Below are 19,782 nucleotides of genomic sequence, written 5' to 3'. Positions count from 1 at the left end.
AGCATGAAAAAAGTAGCCGTAATAATTTTAGGAGCCCTTACGGTTTTGTCTTGTGATTATTTTAAAGCAAAGCACAAACCGGAAGCCATCGCCAGAGTGAATGATTCCTATCTTTATTCTGACGAGATAAAAGGCCTGGTGCCTGCCGGTACCTCAAAAGAGGACAGCCTGACCATCGTGAAAGGCTATATCGACAGATGGGCGACCAAAACATTGCTGATGGATGCGGCTGAGGTAAATTTGAGCGACAAGCAAAAAGCAACTTTTGACGAACTGATAAAACAATACACAACCGATCTGTACACCGGTGCCTATATTGAGCAAATCGTAAAACAGGCGATTGATACGGTCATAACAAATGACGAATTGTTGCGTTATTATCAGGCGAATAAAGAGAACTTTAAAACAACAGGAAACCTGGTGCGGTTAAAATATATTAATCTGACAAAAGATAATCCTAAATTTGCCCTCATCAGAAGCCGTTTTAACTCGGCAAAAAAAGAAGATAAAAAGGCATTGGAGACGATGACCATACAGTTTAAAAGCTATGCTTTTAACGATACGGTCTGGGTAGATATGAACCAGGTGTATAAAGCCCTGCCGTTCGTTACTCCTGATAATCGTGATCGATATATTACAGATGGTATTTCCTATGAATATAAAGACAGTTTATCGGCTTATCTGGTCAAAGTAAATAAGGTTCTGGAACGCAATCAGGTAGCGCCTTTCGACTATATAAGCCCTACAATAAAACAAATAATACTAAACAACAGGAAATTAGAATACATTAAGAAATTTGAAAAAGAGATCACTAATGATGCCATTAAAAATAAGAAATATGAAGTTTATAAATAAAAAAGCGGCTTTTATTTTTGGATTGACGGTTGCCATCTTCGGAACGGCACAGGCGCAGAAAAGTCCAAAAAAGAAGATTGATGGAGTAGTAGCCGTTGTTGGGGAATATGTTGTTTTGGATTCAGATATCGACAAAACATTTGTCGAATTACAGGCACAGGGGATCGACATTAAAAACATTACCAGATGTGAAATGTTTGGTAAACTATTGGAAGATAAATTATATGCACACCAGGCAATACAGGACAGTATTGTTGTAACCGATCAGGAAGTACACGATTTTATGAATTCACAGCTGGACCAGATGGTAGAGCAGGTGGGGTCTATTGATAAAGTAGTTAAATTTTACAACAAGAAAAATCTGGAAGAATTTAAAACCTACTTTTTCGACATTGTAAAAATGAACAAGCTGACTTCGCAGATGCAGCGTAAAGTTGTTGATGCTGTCGAAATCACTCCGGAAGAAGTGCGTACCTTCTTTAAAGGAATTCCAAAAGAAGATTTACCGGTTTTCGGAGCAGAAATGGAAGTAGCCCAGATTGTGGTAAAACCTAAAATCTCGGATGCCGAAAAACAAAGGGTGATCAACCAGCTGAAAGACATCAAAAAAGACGTTATGGAAAACGGAGCCAGTTTCTACAGCAAGGCCGTTTTGTTTTCAGATGATAAAGCTTCCGTTCCAACCGGAGGATTCTACAAAATGACCCGTAAAACAGCTTTCGTAAAAGAATTTAAAGATGTGGCGTTCAGTCTGGCCGAAGGTGAAATTTCGGAACCGTTTGAAACCATGTACGGCTACCATATTATTTACCTTGAAAAAATCAGAGGACAGGAACTGGATTTAAGACACATCCTGATTATTCCTAAAGTATCGGACGATGCAATGAAAGAAGCAAAAGAAAAAATCGAGAAAATCCGTCAGCGAATCGTAAACGGAGAGATCTCTTTTGCCGATGCAGCCCGTTCTTCTTCAGATGAAAAAGAAACCCGTAACAGTGGGGGTATCTTGGTTAATCCAAGAACATTGGAAACCCGTTTCGAATTAACAAAAATGGATCCGACGTTATACAGCCAGGTTTCCGATTTAAAAGACGGAAAAGTTTCCTTGCCGTTAGTGGATAATGACGATAAAGGAACGAAATGTTACAAATTAATGACGGTTACCAATCGTTATGACGAGCACACGGCCGACTATGCTAAAGACTATATCAAGATTAAAGAATTAGCCTTAAAAGAAAAACAAATCAAAGCCATTGCAAAATGGACTGATGAGAAAATTAAAGAAACCTATATCAAAATTAACGGAGAATACAGAGATTGTAAATTCACGAATAATTGGTTGAAAAAATAATTTTTAAAAAATAATTAAAAGAGTTAGTTTTATGAATTTAAAGCTAACTCTTTTTTAATTTAATATATACCTGAAAATAACATGTCAGACGTTGCAGCAATTCAGAACTTGGTTCAAAAGCAAAAAGCACTTAAGCAGGAAATCGCTAAAATTATTGTAGGCCAGGATGAAGTAGTTAATCAAATTGTACTAAGCATCTTTGCTGGTGGTCATGCCTTGTTGGTAGGAGTTCCCGGATTAGCCAAAACCTTAATGGTCAATACGATTTCACAGGCTTTGGGACTTGAATTTAAACGGATTCAGTTTACGCCCGATTTGATGCCGTCCGATATTTTGGGAAGTGAGATCTTAGATGAAAGCAGGACCTTTAAATTTATCAAAGGCCCTATTTTTTCGAATATAATTTTAGCCGATGAGATTAACCGTACACCGCCAAAAACACAGGCAGCCTTATTGGAAGCCATGCAGGAAAAATCGGTTACGATAGCCGGGCATCATTACAAACTGGACCTGCCGTTCTTTGTACTGGCAACACAAAACCCGATTGAGCAGGAAGGAACCTATCCGTTACCGGAAGCGCAGTTGGACCGTTTTATGTTTGCGGTAAAATTGAATTATCCCACCTTTGAAGAAGAAGTACAGGTAGTGAAAAGCACAACAACAGATGTGAAAGTACAGGTAAACCCATTATTTACAGCGCAGGAAATAATCGATTTCCAGCACCTGATCAGACGTATTCCGGTAGCGGATAACGTGATTGAATATGCCGTGTCTTTAGTGAGCAAAACACGTCCTGATAACGCATTGGCAACAGACTTCGTGAAAAACTATCTGGATTGGGGAGCCGGACCGCGTGCTTCGCAAAACCTGATCCTGGCCGCTAAAACAAATGCCGCATTAAACGGTAAGTTTTCACCGGATATTGAAGATGTAAAAGCCGTTGCAACCGGAATTCTGCGCCATCGTATTATTAAGAATTACAAAGCTGATGCAGAAGGAATTACGGAAGAAATGATTATTGATAAATTGATATAATTTTTTTACTTTTATTACGTTTTTGATATACTAACCAAAAAACGTTGTCAAATGAGAAATATTTTAAAAAATTTACCGGAATTTTTACTGATCGGACTGGCTGTTTTCTTTTTTTTCGAAACCCTGATTGTAAGGAGCGAAATTAATTATGTAATGCTGATCGTGACCGCAATAATGGTTGCTCAGGTAATTTTTAAAAATAAATATTTTGGCGTCTTTTTGGGAATAGCCGTTGGCCTGATCTCCTTCGGGCTTTTTTTAGCGGTCTTGTCCGATTACCGGAAATTCCCGGAAATTACGACTAAAGCGATCGAATTGATAACCGTGGGTGGTTTTATGGCGTTGGCCGGAGCAGTATTATCGGCAGTCATGATTTTTAAATACTTTAGTCAGGACGATAACGCAGCAGTAAAACTATAAAACAACATAGCAATAAATAAAAGAGCCTTTTCAATACTTTTTGAAAAGGCTCTTTTGTTTTCAGGTATAACCGTTCTGCTGCTTATTGCGGCTGTATTTTCTGTTCCAGTTCCCGGTCGTGAAAAAACAAAAACATACTGCCCATCATGTCCTGTTCTGTAGCAGCGGTATTGTTCACGTTTAAAACTAATTCATAATCGTGATTACCGTAAAGCCAGACACCGGTTTCGGAACGGAATGGCTGTATTGCTTTTAACCCGATCTTATCTTTATAATTGGTCACCTTACAGGTAAAAACGGTCTTGTTTGCAGTCTTGTCATAAATGCTGATTGCGGTGGCAAACGGGTGTACGTGCGGAGCAGAAAAATGCAGGCGGGCACTATCCTGAATTTGCAGCTGTTCCTTAATAGAACTGCGGTAAGTGGCAGCGCCGGTGGGGATCACCCAATGCCCGGACAATTTGTTTCCGTTCTTGTCTTCATAAGTATGATTTTTGGTCTCTACGGGAATGCACTGATTGCTTCCCGGATCCAAAGGGCCTTTAAAAGGATCATGCTTGTCAAAAGGCAATTGTATAAAAACGGTTTTGCTCATCAAAGGCTTTATAGGATTTTTGGAAGCATCATATTTAACCGTGATTTTGTGCTTTACCTTTTTAAAAATATCCGGAATATTCTGGTTTAAGGTCTGCGATGTCACAAAAAGAAAATCGTTGCCTATAACAGGAACCCCGTAGCCTTCCGGGAAATCAAAACGTTCCAGTCCTTGCGATAACGACGTGAGCCGCGGGTATTGTTTGCCAATGCGGTCGTTTAGCTGCCAGTGATGGTAATACTTTACATCATTGATGTCAACATTCATGTGGCAGATATAGTCATTGGATAGTACGGCATTGGTATTGGCATCAAGTGCCTGTACTTCGAAACCTTTAATCCACAACAGCTTTTCGGTTTGATTCAGCTGGATATAGCGGGAGGCTTTAGGGCCTTCCATGGATTTGTAAATACCGTCAATAAGAAAAGTAGGCGATACCATGTTGTATTCCTGTGTGCCGCTGGCAACCGTCCAGTTGCTGTCTAATAATCCGGTGAGATACAAAGCCTTTGTTTTTACGATTGCTTTATGCCGGTTGGACAACTGGGAATATACAATTCCGGTCACCACTATAGCGGAGAATACCAGGATTGCTGTATATTTATATATCTTTGATTTTGTCATAATTACATTCGGTAGAAAACAAAAATACATAATAAAATGAATGGTACTAAAATAACCGGAACGGAACGTGTTTTCGGATTAGATGTTATGCGTGCTGCGGCAATCCTGATGGTTTTAGGTGGCCATTTATTGTGGATTTACCCGGATTGCCCGAAAATATTATCCCAGCTCTTTACGTTGTTCGGATTTTGGGGAGTGGAGCTGTTTTTTGTATTAAGCGGCTTCCTGATTGGCGGCATTCTATACCGTTTGTTTTTAAAAACGGACTTTACCCGGGCAACCGTTTTTTACTTTCTGCAAAGAAGATGGTTCCGGACACTGCCTAATTACTTTCTGGTATTGCTGCTCAATTGCGGCATCGGGTTGTTGTTTGGTTTTCAAATGACGCATGTCGGTTACTACTTCCTTTTTTTGCAAAACTTTGCCACAACCATGCCGGCCTTTTTTCCGGAATCCTGGAGCCTGTCGGTAGAAGAATTTGCCTATCTGATTAGTGTGCTGGCGCTTTTTACTGCGGCTATACTGATTCCGGGAAAAAACAGATCCCGTCTTTTTATAACAGTGGTTTTAGGGTTGATAGCCGTATTTATAGGAACCAAGATCGGATATTACTGCTGGACGTCCAATACAACCCTGATCCAGTGGAATGTATCGTTAAAAGCCGTAGTGATCTATAGGATAGACTCTATTTTAATCGGGGCGGCCTTTAGCTGGCTGTCTCTTAATTATCCGGAATTCTGGGTAAAGCAAAAGATAAAAATGGCTGCTTCAGGTTGTGTGCTGATAGTGCTGATGTATGTGGGAGTAGGTTTTTTCCGGATCCTGATTGCAGACTATCCGTTCTTTTGGAATGTACTCTATTTGCCGGTTACCTCGCTCACGTTTGCGCTGTTTCTGCCTGTTTTGTCCGGATGGAAAACGGCTCCGGCCTGGCTGCTTAAGCCGGTTACTTTGGTGAGCCTGATCTCATATTCCGTTTACCTGCTTCATTACAGCCTTATCCTGCAATTACTCAAATACTGGATCGATACCACGGCTCTGGTGGGCTGGCAGCTGCATCTTTTTACAATAATGTATCTCGGCATTACTTTTTTACTGAGTTATCTGCTGTATCGTTATTATGAAAAACCGTTAATGGCACTCCGGAAATAAATTATTGGTTGCGAAAAACATTTTTCTGCGTTTATTTCAAGCGATAAAAACACTCATTTTAGCCTGTTTACAGGCTTTTATGGCCGTGCGGATTTTGGGTTTTATTAGTAAATGAGTTGTTTTTTTTAGGAATTGACAATATAAAATTAAAAAAATATGAATTTCTTGCTTTTTGGTGTTATTTCTTGAATTCGTTGAAAAATATTCAGTAAAATAGAATGTTTATAAATAATAATTCTTTGAAATCAATGAAATGCTAAAAATTTTCAATTCTCATTAAGATTGCTTAAATTTGTGCCACTTTTAAAAAACAAACATAATAATAACATAACTTATTCATAGTATGGCTTTTGATATTGAAATGATTAAAAAAGTGTATGATAACATGGCTGAGCGTGTTGATAAAGCACGTGAACTTGTTGGTCGTCCATTAACATTATCGGAAAAGATTTTATATTCTCACTTGTGGGAGGGGACTCCAACACAAGCTTTTACAAGAGGTAAGGATTATGTTGATTTCGCTCCGGATAGAGTAGCGTGTCAAGATGCGACTGCGCAGATGGCATTATTGCAGTTCATGCACGCAGGAAAAAATAAAGTTGCCGTTCCAACAACGGTTCACTGTGATCACTTGATCCAGGCTAAAGTTGATGCAAAAACGGATTTAGCGAGAGCAAAATCACAAAGTAGTGAAGTATTCGATTTCCTTTCTTCTGTTTCCAATAAATACGGAATCGGATTCTGGAAACCGGGAGCAGGTATTATTCACCAGGTAGTTTTAGAAAACTATGCTTTCCCGGGCGGTATGATGATCGGTACGGATTCACACACTGTAAATGCAGGTGGATTAGGAATGTTAGCTATTGGAGTTGGTGGAGCAGATGCTGTTGATGTAATGTCGGGTATGGCTTGGGAATTAAAATTTCCAAAACTTATCGGGGTTAAATTAACAGGTAAATTATCAGGATGGACGGCTCCAAAAGACGTTATCTTAAAAGTAGCCGGAATTCTTACGGTAAAAGGAGGAACAGGAGCTGTTGTGGAATACTTCGGAGAAGGAGCTACGGCAATGTCTTGTACCGGTAAAGGAACAATCTGTAATATGGGTGCTGAGATTGGTGCAACAACATCAACTTTCGGATATGATGATTCAATGGATCGTTACCTGCGTTCAACAGGACGTGCAGATGTTGCAGATGCAGCAAACAAAGTAGCACAATATTTAACAGCAGATGCGGAAGTATATGCTAATCCGGAACAATATTTCGATCAGGTAATCGAAATCAACCTTTCAGAATTAGAGCCGCACTTAAACGGACCTTTCACTCCGGATTTGGCAACGCCAATCTCAAAAATGAGAGAAGAGGCTGAGAAAAATAACTGGCCTTTAAAAGTTGAAATCGGATTAATCGGTTCTTGTACAAACTCTTCTTATGAAGATATTGCCCGTGCTGCTTCATTGGCAAAACAGGTTGCGGATAAAAAATTAAAAACAAAAGCACAATTCACAATCACACCGGGATCAGAGCAGGTTCGTTATACTATCGAGCGTGACGGATTCATCGATACTTTCGATAAAATCGGGGCAACAGTATTTGCAAATGCCTGCGGACCATGTATCGGAATGTGGGATAGAGAAGGTGCTGAAAAAGAAGAAAGAAATACAATCGTTCACTCTTTCAACCGTAACTTCTCTAAACGTGCCGATGGTAACCCGAATACATTAGCATTCGTAGGTTCTCCGGAATTGGTAACCGCTTTAGCGATTGCAGGTGATTTAGGATTTAACCCGCTTACGGATAAATTAATCAATGAAGACGGTGAAGAAGTAATGTTAGACGAGCCTACAGGAGATGAATTACCTAAAAAAGGATTCGCTGTAGAAGATGCAGGATACCAGGCACCGGCAGAAGACGGTTCAGGTGTTCAGGTAGCAGTTTCGCCAACATCGGAGCGTTTGCAATTATTGGATCCGTTCCAGCCTTGGAATGGTGAAAACATTACCGGAGCAAAATTATTGATCAAAGCTTTCGGAAAATGTACAACCGACCACATTTCAATGGCAGGTCCTTGGTTACGTTTCCGTGGTCACCTGGATAATATTTCTAACAATATGTTGATTGGAGCAGTAAATGCTTTTAACCAAAAAACAAATAACGTTAAGAACCAGTTAACAGGAGAATATGCAGAAGTACCGGCGGTACAACGTGCTTATAAAGCGGCAGGTGTTCCGTCTATCGTTGTGGGTGACCATAACTACGGAGAAGGATCTTCCCGTGAGCATGCTGCAATGGAACCACGTCATTTAGGTGTGAAAGCGGTATTGGTAAAATCATTTGCCCGTATCCACGAAACAAACCTTAAAAAACAAGGTATGTTAGCGTTAACGTTTGCAAACGAGGCAGATTACGATAAAATCCAGGAAAACGATACGATCAACTTCTTGGACTTAAAAGAATTTGCACCAGGTAAACAATTAACATTAGAATTTGTTCACGCTGACGGTACAAAAGATATCATCATGGTAAACCATACCTACAACCAGGGTCAGATTGGCTGGTTTGTGGCTGGTTCTGCCTTAAACTTAATTGCTGCCGGAAAAGCATAATTAAAGGATATAGTATAAAGCAAAAGCGCTCCGAAATTCGGAGCGCTTTTTTTATATAAAATTTGGTAAAACCTCATACCTCATATTTCACACCTCACACTTCGTACTTCATATATCGTACCTCATATATCATACTTCGCCTCCTTCCTCATAAAACCTCCGGATTCACAATATTCGAAGGCTTCCCGCTGGCATAATGAATAACATTTTCAAAAGCCTTTTCAAAGTAAAGTTCATAACTGTTCTGTTCAACATAACCCAGATGCGGCGTACAGATAACATTAGGTATTTGCAGCAGCTCATAATCCGGATCATAAACCGGTTCCTGTTCGTAAACATCTACAGCGGCAAAGCCCGGATGTCCTTTTTTAAGAGCGCTTGCTAAAGCACCTGCCGCGATTAGCTCTGCCCGGCTTGTGTTGACAATAATAGCCTCCTTTTTCATGTCCAGTAAATCACTTTCTGTTACAATTCCGGTTGTTTCGCCGTTCAGGCGCAGGTGTAAAGTAATGATATCGGCATTCCGGAAAAAATCGGACTTGCCGGAAGCGGCCTGAAAACCGTCTTTTACAGCCTCATTCCGGGAATTTTCGCTGCCCCATACCAATACGGTAGCACCAAATGCCTGGGCATATTGCGCTACTTTTTTACCGATCTTGCCATAACCCCAAATCCCGATAGTCTTACCGTGAACAGTGCTGCCGATGTTGACCTGCCATTTTCCGTCTTTCATTGCCTGGATGGCCTGCGGCAACTGGCGCACGGCATTCATGATCAAAGCCCATGTTAACTCTGAAGGCGCAACGGGCGAACCGACACCTTCCGCAACGGCAACCTTATGGCGGGTGCAGGCATTCAGGTCTAAATGATGCGATATTTTTCCCGTTTGACTGATGAGTTTTAAATTGGGCAGACGGGAAAGCAGGGCTTCCGAAATTTCCGTTCGCTCCCGTATCAGTACCAAAGCATCGGCATCCGAAAATTTTGCCGCCAGTTTATCAATGTCTTGTTCGGTTTCATTGTAAATAACAACCTGGTGGTCTTTAAGAAGTTTAAAGCAGTCCAAATGCATTACGGCATTTTGATAATCGTCCGGAATTATGATTTTCATAATATGATTTTTAGGGAATAAGGAAACTTAAAGGTAAAAAAAAACCGCCTCAGGATCCTGAGGCGGTTTGATAAAATTTCGTTAATAACGACTATTAATAGTACATGTAACGTCTTACTTTAGCAATGTATTTAGCCAAACGAATTACCTGGTGGCTATAGCCGTATTCGTTATCATACCAAACATACATAACCACATTTTTCCCGTCAGCAGAAACAATAGTTGCATTGCTGTCGAAAATTGAAGGAGCAGAAGTTCCAACGATATCAGACGATACCAGTTCGTTATTTAAAGAATATTTGATTTGCTCTACAAGTTCCCCTTCTAAAGCATATTGTTTCATAATGTCGTTTACACCATCTTTAGAAGTTGCTTTTTCAACCTCTAAATTCAATACTACTAACGAACCGTTTGGAACCGGTACACGGATAGCATTGGATGTTAATTTTCCGGCTAAAGAAGGCAAAGCTTTTGCAACAGCGCTTCCGGCACCAGTTTCGGTAATAACCATGTTTAAAGCTGCAGCTCTTCCACGACGGTATTTTTTGTGCATGTTGTCAACCAGATTCTGGTCGTTTGTATAGGCGTGGATCGTTTCCAAGTGTCCTTTTACAACACCTAACGTATCTTCTACCGCTTTTAAAATAGGAGTGATTGCGTTTGTTGTACAGGAAGCGGCAGAGTAAATTTTTACTTCATCCGGATTGTAATCGTTGTGGTTAACACCATAAACGATATTCGGTACGCCTTTTCCTGGAGCAGTTAACAATACTTTGTCGGCACCTTTTGAAGTTAAGTGACGGCTTAGGGCTTCTTCTGTTGTAAAAGCACCGGTATTGTCAATTACCAAAGCGTCGTTAATACCATATTTTGTATAATCGATATCTTCCGGAGCATTGGCAGTAATGATGTGTACTGTTGTTCCGTTAATAATCAAAGCATTGTTTTCCGGATCAGCAATTACAGAACCTTCGAAATCACCGTGAACAGAATCATAACGCAATAAAGAAGCTCTTTTTTCAAGAAGTACAGCGTCATTTTTATCACGGGTAACAATAGCTCTTAAACGCAATTGTTGTCCTTTGCCGATTTTAGACATTAATTCACGTGCCAGTAAACGTCCGATACGGCCAAAACCGTATAAAACAACGTCTTTCGGCTGGATGTCCTGCGTGTCTTTTGCGTTTTTCAGTTTGTCTAAAACAAAAGCGGTTGCATCGTTATATTTATCATCTTCCAGATGATATTCATAAGTAAGTTTTCCAATATCAATACGGGAAGGTGGTAAATCCAAAGACTCGATAGCTCTTGCGATCTCTACTGAATCGAAAATATTGATTGGTTTTTGAACAAATTCTCCTGCATATTCGTGTAAGTTGATAATATCACTTACATTTCTGTCGATCAATTGGTTTCTGAAAAGAACTAATTCAATTGATTTGTCATACCATAAGTCGCTAATAATTTTGATAAATTCAACGCCAGCTCTTCTTCTGTCTGCCTGAAAAGCCAACTCTTTTTCGTATACAGCACTATTGTTGTTCATGAAGTAAATAAGTTAGATTGTGTTGTTAGTAAAATTGGTGCAAAAGTATTGATTTTTACTGAATTTATTTTAGAAAAAACAAGTTTTTTAAAATTAAAAACCCGACTAAAAAGCCGGGTTTGTTTTTGTGGTTCCGTTTTATTGGGTGATGACTTGTACAAGCACTCCTTTTTTGGTAATTATTTCTAAGCGAACCGATTGATCTTCTCCTTTTCGGGCTAAAGCGCGGGACACCGTTTCAATGTCGGTGGCTTTTGCACCGTCAACATTTAAGATAATGCTGCCTTTTAAATCGTTTGCATATTTCAGAAGATTGCCGCTGGTTACATCTTTTATTTTTACCCCGTAATTAATGTTGAACATTTTCTTTTCGGCAGCGCCAATGTCTTCAAGCTCCAGTCCGTTAAACTCATAATTCAGCAGCTCTCTTTTGGTAAGCTCGATTTTTACATCCCTGCGGTCGCCATCGCGGATAATGCCGGCAATCACCACATCATTCGGACGTTTGGTGTTGATATATGAGGAGAGATCTGCATACGAATTGATATTCTGATTGTCCAGTTTAACGATAATATCGCCTTTGCGTAATCCGGATTTTTCCGCACCGGATTTTTTAGAAACATTGGTGATGTAAAAGCCCTGTGTCAGTTTCACGCCAAATTCTTTTGAAGCGGCACTGTTCAAATCGGTTCCTTCAACACCCAGTACACCGCGTTGTACATTTCCGTATTCCATTAAATCTTCAATGATTTTACGGGTAATGTTGGACGGCACGGCAAAAGAATACCCCACATACGAACCGGTTACCGAAGAGATCATCGTGTTGATCCCGATCAGCTCACCACGGGTATTCACTAACGCACCGCCGCTGTTTCCGGGATTAACGGCAGCATCGGTTTGTATAAACGACTGAATGCCGTTGTTGGAAAGATTTCTGGCTTTGGCCGAAACAATTCCGGCAGTTACTGTTGAAGTAAGGTTATACGGATTACCAACAGCCAGAACCCATTCGCCTACCTTAAGATTGTCGGAATTTCCAAATGTGGCATACGGCAGCTTTTCATCGGCATCTACTTTCAGTAAAGCGATATCCATTTTACTGTCGGTACCGATTAATCTGGCTTTATACGTCTTATTATTATTTAAGGTAACTTCCAGTTCGGTAGCATTCTGGATCACGTGATTGTTCGTTACGATATAACCGTCTTCCGTAATAATAACACCGGAACCGGTACCGATTTGCGTTTGCTGCTGGTCACCTCTGTAACCGTAAAAGAACTCCATTAACGGGCTCGACGGTATTTTGGAAACCGAAACGTTTTTAACGTGAACAACAGTGTGTACCGCATTCTCGGCAGCAGCTGTAAAATCCATGTTCTCAGCTCCTAAACTTACATTTCTGGTGTAATTGTCTGATGCGATAGAAAGTCTGGAATCATTGGGAGAATTGCGGTCAAATAAAACTTTGTAAGCTCCCAGAGTAATAGCTCCGCTTAACAGTGAAACTAATAATAAGCTTGATAATCTTTTCATATTCGCTGGTATGTTTAATTATTTAACAGTAAAATTATAAACTTCAGGAATTCAAAAAAAGGGTTTAACGCCCGTTTAACAATCTTTAACGTGTCATTAATATTTGTACTTTTGTGAATCACTACCTTAGTGGTAATAAAAGCAAAAAAGCAACGTTGTAGCAACTACACAAAAGCCTTATTTAATATTCGAATACTAAATGAAAGTAACTTTTTATAAATATCAGGGAACGGGTAATGACTTCGTTATGATCGATAACCGTCAGTTGACATTTCCCAAAAATGATACCAAACTGGTAGCATATCTGTGCGACAGAAGATTTGGCATAGGTGCCGACGGATTGATACTGCTGGAAAATGACGAATCGACAGATTTTCGTATGGTGTATTATAACTCAGACGGAAACGAAAGTTCCATGTGTGGAAACGGAGGCCGCTGTATCGTGGCTTTTGCAAAAGAACTGAACCTTATTAACGATCAGACCACTTTTATAGCGACAGACGGTTTGCATCATGCAACTATCGCGGCTAATGGTATCGTGTCGCTGCAAATGAAAGATGTGGATACGGTGGAGCAGCATGAAAACCATGTATTCTTAAATACCGGTTCGCCGCATCACGTGGAATTGGTGGACGATTTGAAGATCTTTGATGTTAGAAACGAAGGTGCCCGGATCCGGTACAGCGATTTGTACGGAAAAACGGGGAGTAATGTGAACTTTGTAGCCCAAACGGGAACGGACAAATTTTCAGTGCGCACCTACGAAAGAGGGGTGGAAGATGAAACGCTTTCCTGCGGAACCGGAGTAACGGCTGTGGCAATCGCCATGAAAGCAACCGGAAAAACAACCGGTTCTGTGATTGAACTGGAAGTAGAAGGCGGAAAACTGGAAGTGAGCTTTCAGGAAAAAAACGGCTTTTTTACCCAGGTTTTTCTAAAAGGCCCGGCTACCCGGGTTTTTAAAGGAGAAATCGATTTTTCATAAGACTTTAAGGCAATAACAGTTGGTAACACTAAAAGGAGATAAAATTTATCTGAGAGCTTTGGAACCCGAAGATCTTGAATTTGTGTATGCTGTCGAAAATGACGAAGCGATTTGGGAAGTAAGCAATACGCAAACCCCATATAGCCGCTTTTTAATACGGCAGTATCTTGAAAATGCACAGCAGGATATCTATGAAGCCAAACAATTGCGGCTGGCGATTTGTAAAAACGATGATTTTAAAGCAATAGGCCTGATCGATTTGTTTGATTTTGATCCGAAAAATCGGAGAGCCGGAATCGGGATCGTTATAAAAAACACGGAAGACCGGAGTAAAGGTGTTGGAAAAGAGGCGTTACGCTTACTGATTGCGTTTGCATTTGAGCAATTGCAATTACATCAATTGTATGCAAATATTAGTCAAGAAAATGTAGCGAGTATTCAGCTTTTTACTACTTTTGGCTTCCAATGCATCGGGGTGAAGAAGGATTGGGTTCGCACCCAAAACCGGTTTACCGATGAAGGAGTTTATCAATTAATTCATCAATCTTAATCGTATTTTTATTTTGAAAGTAAAGAAAATTATCAGCATCTTTTCGGTGGTATTGCTATTTATCGCTTTGATTTATGGTTATATACTGTATAATAAAGTGTTTTCTGCCAATACTAAATTTTCGGAAAATGAAACCTTTGTATATGTACCCACCGATGCGACCTATCCGCAAGTGCAGAAAATATTGGAGCCTTACGTAAACAATATGGAATATTTTGATTTTGTCGCTTCCAAAAGAGGGTACGATCAGAATGTGGTATCCGGAAAATTCCTTTTAACAAACGGAATGAGCAGCTTTGATATCGTAAGAGCTTTACGCAAAAATGTACCGGTGAAAATGGCTTTTAACAATCAGGAATCCCTGGGGAAATTAGTGCAGCGATTATCGTCTCAGATTGAACCGGACAGCATTACTTTGATGAAAACCTTTACCGATTCTACGTTTATGGCAGAAAACGGTTTTACAGAAGATAATGTTTTGAGTATGTTTATCCCGAACACCTATGAATTTTACTGGAATACCACAGGAATCAAGGTGCGCGATAAAATGATCAAGGAATACCGTAAATTCTGGAATGAAGACCGCCTGGCAAAAGCAAAAGCATTGGACTTAACGCCATTGGAAGTGTCTGCATTAGCTGCTATTGTACATAAAGAAACAGCAAAAGTGGACGAAAGACCAAGGGTTGCCGGTGTTTATCTGAACCGTTTAAAAGTAGACATGCCGCTTCAGGCAGATCCAACGGTTATTTATGCAGTAAAAAGAGAAAGCGGTGATTTCGACAGAGTGATCAAACGCGTACTGTATGAAGACCTGAAAATTAACTCTCCTTATAATACCTATATTCATACAGGATTGCCGCCGGGACCAATCGCGATGCCGGATATTAACGCTATCGATGCGGTTTTAAATGCCGAAAAACACGATTATATCTATTTCTGTGCAAGTGTTGAAAAATTCGGATACCATGAATTTGCGGCAACTTTGGCGCAGCATGGTGTGAACAAAAAGAAATATGTGGAATGGCTTGCCAAACAGGGCATCAATCGTTAATTTTTGAAAAGCAACCTGCAAAATAGTACAACATACAAATCAAAAGAAATTTTGACGGCTTCCCGGTATTTATCGGGAAGTTTTGTTTTAGGGAAAATGATGTCCGGATGGAATGCAACGGTTTGTCTTTTACTGCTGTTGTTTTTCGGTTCTGTACAGGCGCAGTCCTTTTTGATTCCTTCCGATACGCTCAACAAACAAAGAAGAACGCTGGTGTATGCCTCCGAAGGAACTGTTTTGGGTGGTGCTTTAATCGGTTTGAACCAATTGTGGTATAAAGATTACCCGCGCAGTGGTTTTCACTTTAAAAACGACAACAGCGACTGGATGCAGATGGATAAGGCGGGACATGTTTATACTGCTTACCACATGGGACGGATGGGAGCGGAGTTGCTGGAATGGAGTGGTGCCGACAAAAAAAGAACAGTTAGTATATGGTTCCACTTTAGGCTTTGCCTTTTTAACGGCAGTGGAAACCTTTGATGGATTTTCTCAGGAATGGGGAGCATCCTGGGGCGATGTGGTGGCTAATGCTTCCGGAACTCTGTTGTATGTGTCGCAGGAACTGCTGTGGAAAGAACAGCGCATCACACCGAAATTTTCATTTCATACCACCCGTTATGCCGCGATGCGGCCGGATGTTTTGGGGAAAGATTTAAAAGAACAGCTGCTAAAGGATTATAACGGACAGACGTACTGGCTTTCGGCAAATATACAGGCCTTTACCAAAACGGAAATGCTGCCGGAATGGCTCAGCTTTGCAGTGGGCTATAGTGCCGAAGGAATGCTGTCCGGAAGAGCGGAAACCTTACCGCCCGAATTTGCTTCTGAAAGCCGGCGGTATCGCCAAATCTTATTTAGTCTGGATATAGATTTTAAAAAAATTAAAACAAAATCTCCGGTTTTGAAAACAGTTTTCTCGATTTTAAACACCGTAAAAATTCCCGCTCCCGCTTTGGAACTCAGCGACTTCAGTAGGCTCCGCGGGCATTGGTTCTATTTTTAGAAAAGTTTAACATGCTGATTTTCAGGTTTATAATTTTTGTCTTATATTTGCAAACGGAAATTTCATGTCGGTGACAGCGCTTGAGAAATCAAAATGTATGATAAAAAGATGGACTTACTTTTTAGGATTGATACTCCTAATCACCTTAATCAGTTCTGGTTTTAAAGCTTTCGAGGTAGAAAAATTAGAAGGATTTCATGTAGAGGATGATGAAGTGATCACGTATTTAGTTCCCACAGAGGAAGAAACAAGCAAAGTATTTTTCAATTTCCCTTTTACCGGTAAATCTTATGTAGGCTTCAAGCAGGCAATTGCTGTGAAAGAGTCATTAGGACTATATGACCTGGTTAACCCTTTTGGTTATATGGGGAAATACCAGTTCGGGAAAAGCACCCTGAGAACGGTTGGAATTTATAATGCTGCTGAGTTTCTGAAAAACCCTAAAATGCAGGAGAAAGCTTTTAAAGCGCTTCTGGCCCGTAATAAATGGGAGTTACGAAAAGAGATTGACCGTTACGAAGGTAAAGTGATCAGAGGCGTGAAAATTACAGAATCAGGAATTCTGGCTGCGGCACACTTGGGTGGTGCAGGATCTGTAAAAAGCTTTTTGAGAAGTAATGGTGCAAACGGATTTACAGACGGTTTCGGAACTTCACTGCGAAGTTATATGAAACGATTTGGAGGATACGATACATCTAATATTGTAGCCAATCCGGATGCAAAAGTAAAGATGAATTAATTCATTTTATGAATAATAAAAATACAAGGTCGGTTATGTAAATCGACCTTATTTTTTTTCCACTCGTTCACCGTTCTGGTTTTGATAAACTCTGTAGGCAGGGTAATATCGCAGGCAATGCAAAGATGTGTGCTGGGCTGCAGAATCTGTAACAAATCTTCCATCAGCTTGTTGTTGCGATAAGGTGTTTCAATAAATAATTGCGACTGGTTCTTATCGTGTGACAGCTTTTCAAAATTTTTCAGGGCTTGTTTTTTCTCCGATTTGTCAATCGGAAGGTAACCGTTAAAGGCAAAACTCTGCCCGTTCATTCCGGAAGCCATGATTGCTAAAAGAATAGATGATGGACCTACTAAAGGAACAACCTGAATGCCTTTTTCATGAGCGATTTTTACAATGGCCGCACCGGGATCGGCTACACCGGGACAACCGGCTTCACTCATTAAACCAATGTTCTGACCTTCTAAAAGCGGTTGTATAAAGGCATTGTGCTCGGAAGCTTCGGTGTGTTTGTTCAGTACGGAAATTTTTAAATCCGGCTGTTTTTTTTCGGCATGTACGCTCTTGATAAACCGGCGGGCGGTTTTTTCGTTTTCAACGATATAGTAATCAATGAAATCAATGCTTCTTTTTATGGTTTGCGGTAATACATCTTCGGGATTCATTTCTCCTAAAGTTGTTGGTATCAGGTATAACTTGCCATAAAGAGCGGTTGGTTTCATAAGTGCTGGTTTTTTAATTTGTCGGCAATAATATCGCAGGCATCGTTCAGTAAATTGTAAACTTGTTCGAAACCGTTTTGTTCGCCATAATAAGGATCGGGAACGGCGATGTTTTCACCGGGATAAAGCTCATTTAAAATGAGTTTGACTTTTAATTTTGCAGTGTCGTCAGGAGCCAGGCGGATAATGTCTTTAAAGTTGGAATTGTCCATGGCGAAGATATAATCAAAGTTTTGGAAATCGGATAACTTAAATTGACGGGCCCGCTGGTCGGTAATATCAATACCTTTGTTTTTTGCGGTCAGTATAGAACGATTGTCGGGAAGCTCTCCGGCATGCCATCCTCCGGTTCCGGCAGAATCTACAAAAAAAGATTCCCGGGGAAGTTTACTTTTTAAAATTCCCTCAGCCAGCGGGGAGCGGCAGATGTTCCCCAGACAAACCATTAAAATCTTTATAGGCATGCTGTTATAAGGATAACTTCTTGTGGATATCGTCTACGTATTTTTTGAATTGCTTATCGGTAGAAACAAGATTGTCAACAGTCTTACAGGCGTGTAAAACGGTTGCGTGATCCCTGTCGCCAATTTGTGATCCGATATTGGCTAAAGAAGCTTTTGTGAATTTTTTAGCGAAAAACATTGCCAGCTGTCTTGCCTGAACCACGTCACGCTTTCTGGTTTTGGATTGCAAAGTTTCGATGTCCAACTGGAAATAATCGGAAACCACTTTTTGAATATAATCAATAGAAACTTCACGTTTTACATTCTTAACAAATTTCTCAACGACTTGTTTGGCTAATTCGGTAGTTACTTCCCGTTTGTTGAAAGAAGATTGTGCGATCAATGAAATGATGGCGCCTTCCAGTTCACGGACATTGGTTTTGATGTTCTTGGCTACATATTCTACAATCTCGTCCGGCATTTCCACGCCGTCGCGGTATAAAATATTTTTTAAGATAGCGGTTCTGGTTTCATAATCCGGCTGTTGAATTTCGGCAGACAATCCCCATTTAAAACGGGAAAGTAAGCGTTGTTCAATATCCTGCATGTCCACAGGTGCTTTGTCGGAAGTAAGGATAACCTGTTTTCCATTTTGGTGCAAATAATTAAAGATATGGAAGAATACATCCTGTGTTCCGGCTTTTCCGGAAAGGAACTGAACGTCATCAATGATCAGTACATCAATTAACTGATAGAAGTGAATGAAGTCGTTACGGGTATTCTTTTTAACCGAATCGATATATTGTTGTGTGAAAACCTCTGCCGAAATATACAGTACGGTTTTCTCCGGATGCTTCTCTTTGATCTCCACACCAATAGCATGTGCCAGGTGGGTTTTTCCCAATCCGACACCGCCAAAAAGCAATAACGGATTAAAAGAAGTTCCGCCCGGTTTGTTGGCAACAGCCATACCGGCAGAACGGGCCAAACGGTTGGATTCCCCTTCCAGGAAATTGTCGAAACTGTAATTGGCATTTAACTGGGATTCGATTTTTACATTGCGGATTCCCGGTATGATAAACGGATTTTTTAACTCCGGATTTTTATTCTGAATCGGTACGTCAACTTCCTGTGGTTTTACCGGTGGACGACTAACACTTGGCAGCTGCTCCGTGAACGGTAGTTTATTGCCATAAGTGTTTTCCATTTTAATTTTATAAAGTAACTTTGCGCTCGCTCCAAGTTCTTTTGTTAAGGCAACTTTGAGCAATTTTACATAATGTTCTTCCAGCCATTCGTAAAAAAACTTACTAGGTACCTGAATATATAATGCGTTATCAGTAAGCTCAACAGCTTTGATAGGTTCAAACCAAGTTTTATATGCTTGATCCTGAATATTGTCTTTTATGAATGACAGACAGTTTTCCCATACCGATTGCGCAGTTTTATTCAT

At 40.3% G+C, this 19,782-nt stretch carries 19 protein-coding genes; 12 read left to right on the top strand and 7 right to left on the bottom strand.

From position 1 onward, the window contains the following. Positions 1–3 precede the first annotated feature (3 nt). The 4 genes from HW120_RS00090 (at position 4) to HW120_RS00075 (ending at position 3,661) form a co-directional block, all read left to right on the top strand. Complete coding sequence (locus tag HW120_RS00090) at positions 4–855, top strand: hypothetical protein (protein ID WP_177729824.1); 852 nt, start codon at positions 4–6, stop codon at positions 853–855. Further along, a complete protein-coding gene (locus tag HW120_RS00085; protein WP_177729822.1) occupies positions 839–2,206 on the top strand; it encodes a peptidylprolyl isomerase in 1,368 nt (455 codons plus the stop codon). The genes HW120_RS00090 and HW120_RS00085 overlap by 17 nt, the downstream gene beginning before the upstream one ends. An 81-nt stretch (positions 2,207–2,287) precedes the next feature. Beyond that, positions 2,288–3,241: an AAA family ATPase gene (locus tag HW120_RS00080; RefSeq protein ID WP_177729820.1), complete on the top strand. Its 954-nt coding sequence runs from the start codon at positions 2,288–2,290 to the stop codon at positions 3,239–3,241. A 51-nt stretch (positions 3,242–3,292) separates the two neighbouring features. Further along, positions 3,293–3,661 carry a hypothetical protein gene (locus HW120_RS00075; RefSeq protein WP_177729818.1) on the top strand — a complete coding sequence of 123 codons (369 nt, stop codon included), beginning with the start codon at positions 3,293–3,295 and terminating at the stop codon, positions 3,659–3,661. 82 nt (positions 3,662–3,743) lie between these two features. Here HW120_RS00075 and HW120_RS00070 read toward each other — a convergent pair whose 3' ends face one another. Further along, positions 3,744–4,880: a hypothetical protein gene (locus tag HW120_RS00070; protein WP_177729816.1), complete on the bottom strand. Its 1,137-nt coding sequence runs from the start codon at positions 4,878–4,880 to the stop codon at positions 3,744–3,746. 36 nt (positions 4,881–4,916) lie between these two features. Between HW120_RS00070 and HW120_RS00065 the strand changes: the two genes are divergently transcribed. Then, positions 4,917–6,032 carry an acyltransferase family protein gene (locus HW120_RS00065; protein WP_177729814.1) on the top strand — a complete coding sequence of 372 codons (1,116 nt, stop codon included), beginning with the start codon at positions 4,917–4,919 and terminating at the stop codon, positions 6,030–6,032. Positions 6,033–6,375: 343 nt separating this feature from the next. Continuing rightward, positions 6,376–8,640: an aconitate hydratase gene (locus HW120_RS00060; RefSeq protein ID WP_177729811.1), complete on the top strand. Its 2,265-nt coding sequence runs from the start codon at positions 6,376–6,378 to the stop codon at positions 8,638–8,640. Positions 8,641–8,788: 148 nt separating this feature from the next. On the opposite strand, the gene HW120_RS00055 is transcribed toward HW120_RS00060, so the two are convergent. The 3 genes from HW120_RS00055 to HW120_RS00045 all read right to left on the bottom strand — a co-directional run bounded on the left by HW120_RS00055 (position 8,789) and on the right by HW120_RS00045 (position 12,830). Then, positions 8,789–9,751: a D-2-hydroxyacid dehydrogenase family protein gene (locus HW120_RS00055; RefSeq protein WP_177729809.1), complete on the bottom strand. Its 963-nt coding sequence runs from the start codon at positions 9,749–9,751 to the stop codon at positions 8,789–8,791. Positions 9,752–9,845: 94 nt separating this feature from the next. Then, positions 9,846–11,297 (bottom strand): glyceraldehyde-3-phosphate dehydrogenase, encoded by a 1,452-nt coding sequence (locus tag HW120_RS00050; RefSeq protein WP_177729807.1) that lies wholly within the window; start codon positions 11,295–11,297, stop codon positions 9,846–9,848. A 138-nt stretch (positions 11,298–11,435) separates the two neighbouring features. Beyond that, positions 11,436–12,830 carry a trypsin-like peptidase domain-containing protein gene (locus HW120_RS00045; RefSeq protein ID WP_177729805.1) on the bottom strand — a complete coding sequence of 465 codons (1,395 nt, stop codon included), beginning with the start codon at positions 12,828–12,830 and terminating at the stop codon, positions 11,436–11,438. Between the two features lie 199 nt (positions 12,831–13,029). Here HW120_RS00045 and dapF point away from each other — a divergent pair, with 199 nt between their 5' ends. From dapF to HW120_RS00020, 6 genes are all read left to right on the top strand, one after another. Then, complete coding sequence (gene dapF, locus HW120_RS00040; protein ID WP_177729803.1) at positions 13,030–13,815, top strand: diaminopimelate epimerase; 786 nt, start codon at positions 13,030–13,032, stop codon at positions 13,813–13,815. 19 nt (positions 13,816–13,834) lie between these two features. Next, entirely contained in the window at positions 13,835–14,365 is a 531-nt protein-coding gene (locus HW120_RS00035) for a GNAT family N-acetyltransferase (protein ID WP_177729801.1), read from the top strand. Positions 14,366–14,378: 13 nt separating this feature from the next. Continuing rightward, on the top strand, positions 14,379–15,419 hold the full coding sequence (gene mltG, locus HW120_RS00030; RefSeq protein WP_177729799.1) for an endolytic transglycosylase MltG: 1,041 nt from the start codon (positions 14,379–14,381) through the stop codon (positions 15,417–15,419). A gap of 3 nt (positions 15,420–15,422) precedes the next feature. After that, positions 15,423–15,902 (top strand): hypothetical protein, encoded by a 480-nt coding sequence (locus tag HW120_RS17810; RefSeq protein ID WP_317168403.1) that lies wholly within the window; start codon positions 15,423–15,425, stop codon positions 15,900–15,902. Continuing rightward, positions 15,823–16,425, top strand: coding sequence for a DUF2279 domain-containing protein (locus tag HW120_RS00025; RefSeq protein WP_317168402.1), 603 nt, complete (start codon positions 15,823–15,825; stop codon positions 16,423–16,425). Before HW120_RS17810 ends, HW120_RS00025 begins: the two co-directional genes overlap by 80 nt. A 97-nt stretch (positions 16,426–16,522) precedes the next feature. Beyond that, positions 16,523–17,164: a peptidoglycan-binding protein LysM gene (locus HW120_RS00020; RefSeq protein ID WP_177729797.1), complete on the top strand. Its 642-nt coding sequence runs from the start codon at positions 16,523–16,525 to the stop codon at positions 17,162–17,164. Here HW120_RS00020 and HW120_RS00015 read toward each other — a convergent pair. Genes HW120_RS00015 through dnaA form a run of 3 tightly spaced genes read right to left on the bottom strand, consistent with a single transcriptional unit; the run spans position 17,161 to position 19,782 of the window. Beyond that, on the bottom strand, positions 17,161–17,886 hold the full coding sequence (locus HW120_RS00015) for an SAM-dependent methyltransferase (protein ID WP_177729795.1): 726 nt from the start codon (positions 17,884–17,886) through the stop codon (positions 17,161–17,163). The two genes, HW120_RS00020 and HW120_RS00015, sit on opposite strands and share 4 nt — an antisense overlap. After that, entirely contained in the window at positions 17,883–18,350 is a 468-nt protein-coding gene (locus HW120_RS00010; RefSeq protein ID WP_177729793.1) for a low molecular weight protein-tyrosine-phosphatase, read from the bottom strand. The genes HW120_RS00015 and HW120_RS00010 overlap by 4 nt, the downstream gene beginning before the upstream one ends. Positions 18,351–18,354: 4 nt before the next feature. Beyond that, a complete protein-coding gene (gene dnaA / locus HW120_RS00005) occupies positions 18,355–19,782 on the bottom strand; it encodes a chromosomal replication initiator protein DnaA (RefSeq protein WP_177729791.1) in 1,428 nt (475 codons plus the stop codon).

It is taken from the genome of Flavobacterium inviolabile, from assembly GCF_013389455.1.
GTDB lineage: Bacteria > Bacteroidota > Bacteroidia > Flavobacteriales > Flavobacteriaceae > Flavobacterium > Flavobacterium inviolabile.
This window is presented reverse-complemented; position numbering and strand designations above follow the sequence as displayed.

Coding starts and splice junctions, on each gene's coding strand:
- HW120_RS00090 (WP_177729824.1), top strand. CDS start 4: ATGAAAAAAGTAGCCGTAATAATTTTAGGAGCCCTTACGGTTTTGTCT.
- HW120_RS00085 (WP_177729822.1), top strand. CDS start 839: ATGAAGTTTATAAATAAAAAAGCGGCTTTTATTTTTGGATTGACGGTT.
- HW120_RS00080 (WP_177729820.1), top strand. CDS start 2,288: ATGTCAGACGTTGCAGCAATTCAGAACTTGGTTCAAAAGCAAAAAGCA.
- HW120_RS00075 (WP_177729818.1), top strand. CDS start 3,293: ATGAGAAATATTTTAAAAAATTTACCGGAATTTTTACTGATCGGACTG.
- HW120_RS00070 (WP_177729816.1), bottom strand. CDS start 4,880: ATGACAAAATCAAAGATATATAAATATACAGCAATCCTGGTATTCTCC.
- HW120_RS00065 (WP_177729814.1), top strand. CDS start 4,917: ATGAATGGTACTAAAATAACCGGAACGGAACGTGTTTTCGGATTAGAT.
- HW120_RS00060 (WP_177729811.1), top strand. CDS start 6,376: ATGGCTTTTGATATTGAAATGATTAAAAAAGTGTATGATAACATGGCT.
- HW120_RS00055 (WP_177729809.1), bottom strand. CDS start 9,751: ATGAAAATCATAATTCCGGACGATTATCAAAATGCCGTAATGCATTTG.
- HW120_RS00050 (WP_177729807.1), bottom strand. CDS start 11,297: ATGAACAACAATAGTGCTGTATACGAAAAAGAGTTGGCTTTTCAGGCA.
- HW120_RS00045 (WP_177729805.1), bottom strand. CDS start 12,830: ATGAAAAGATTATCAAGCTTATTATTAGTTTCACTGTTAAGCGGAGCT.
- dapF (WP_177729803.1), top strand. CDS start 13,030: ATGAAAGTAACTTTTTATAAATATCAGGGAACGGGTAATGACTTCGTT.
- HW120_RS00020 (WP_177729797.1), top strand. CDS start 16,523: ATGATAAAAAGATGGACTTACTTTTTAGGATTGATACTCCTAATCACC.
- HW120_RS00015 (WP_177729795.1), bottom strand. CDS start 17,886: ATGAAACCAACCGCTCTTTATGGCAAGTTATACCTGATACCAACAACT.
- HW120_RS00010 (WP_177729793.1), bottom strand. CDS start 18,350: ATGCCTATAAAGATTTTAATGGTTTGTCTGGGGAACATCTGCCGCTCC.
- dnaA (WP_177729791.1), bottom strand. CDS start 19,782: ATGAATAAAACTGCGCAATCGGTATGGGAAAACTGTCTGTCATTCATA.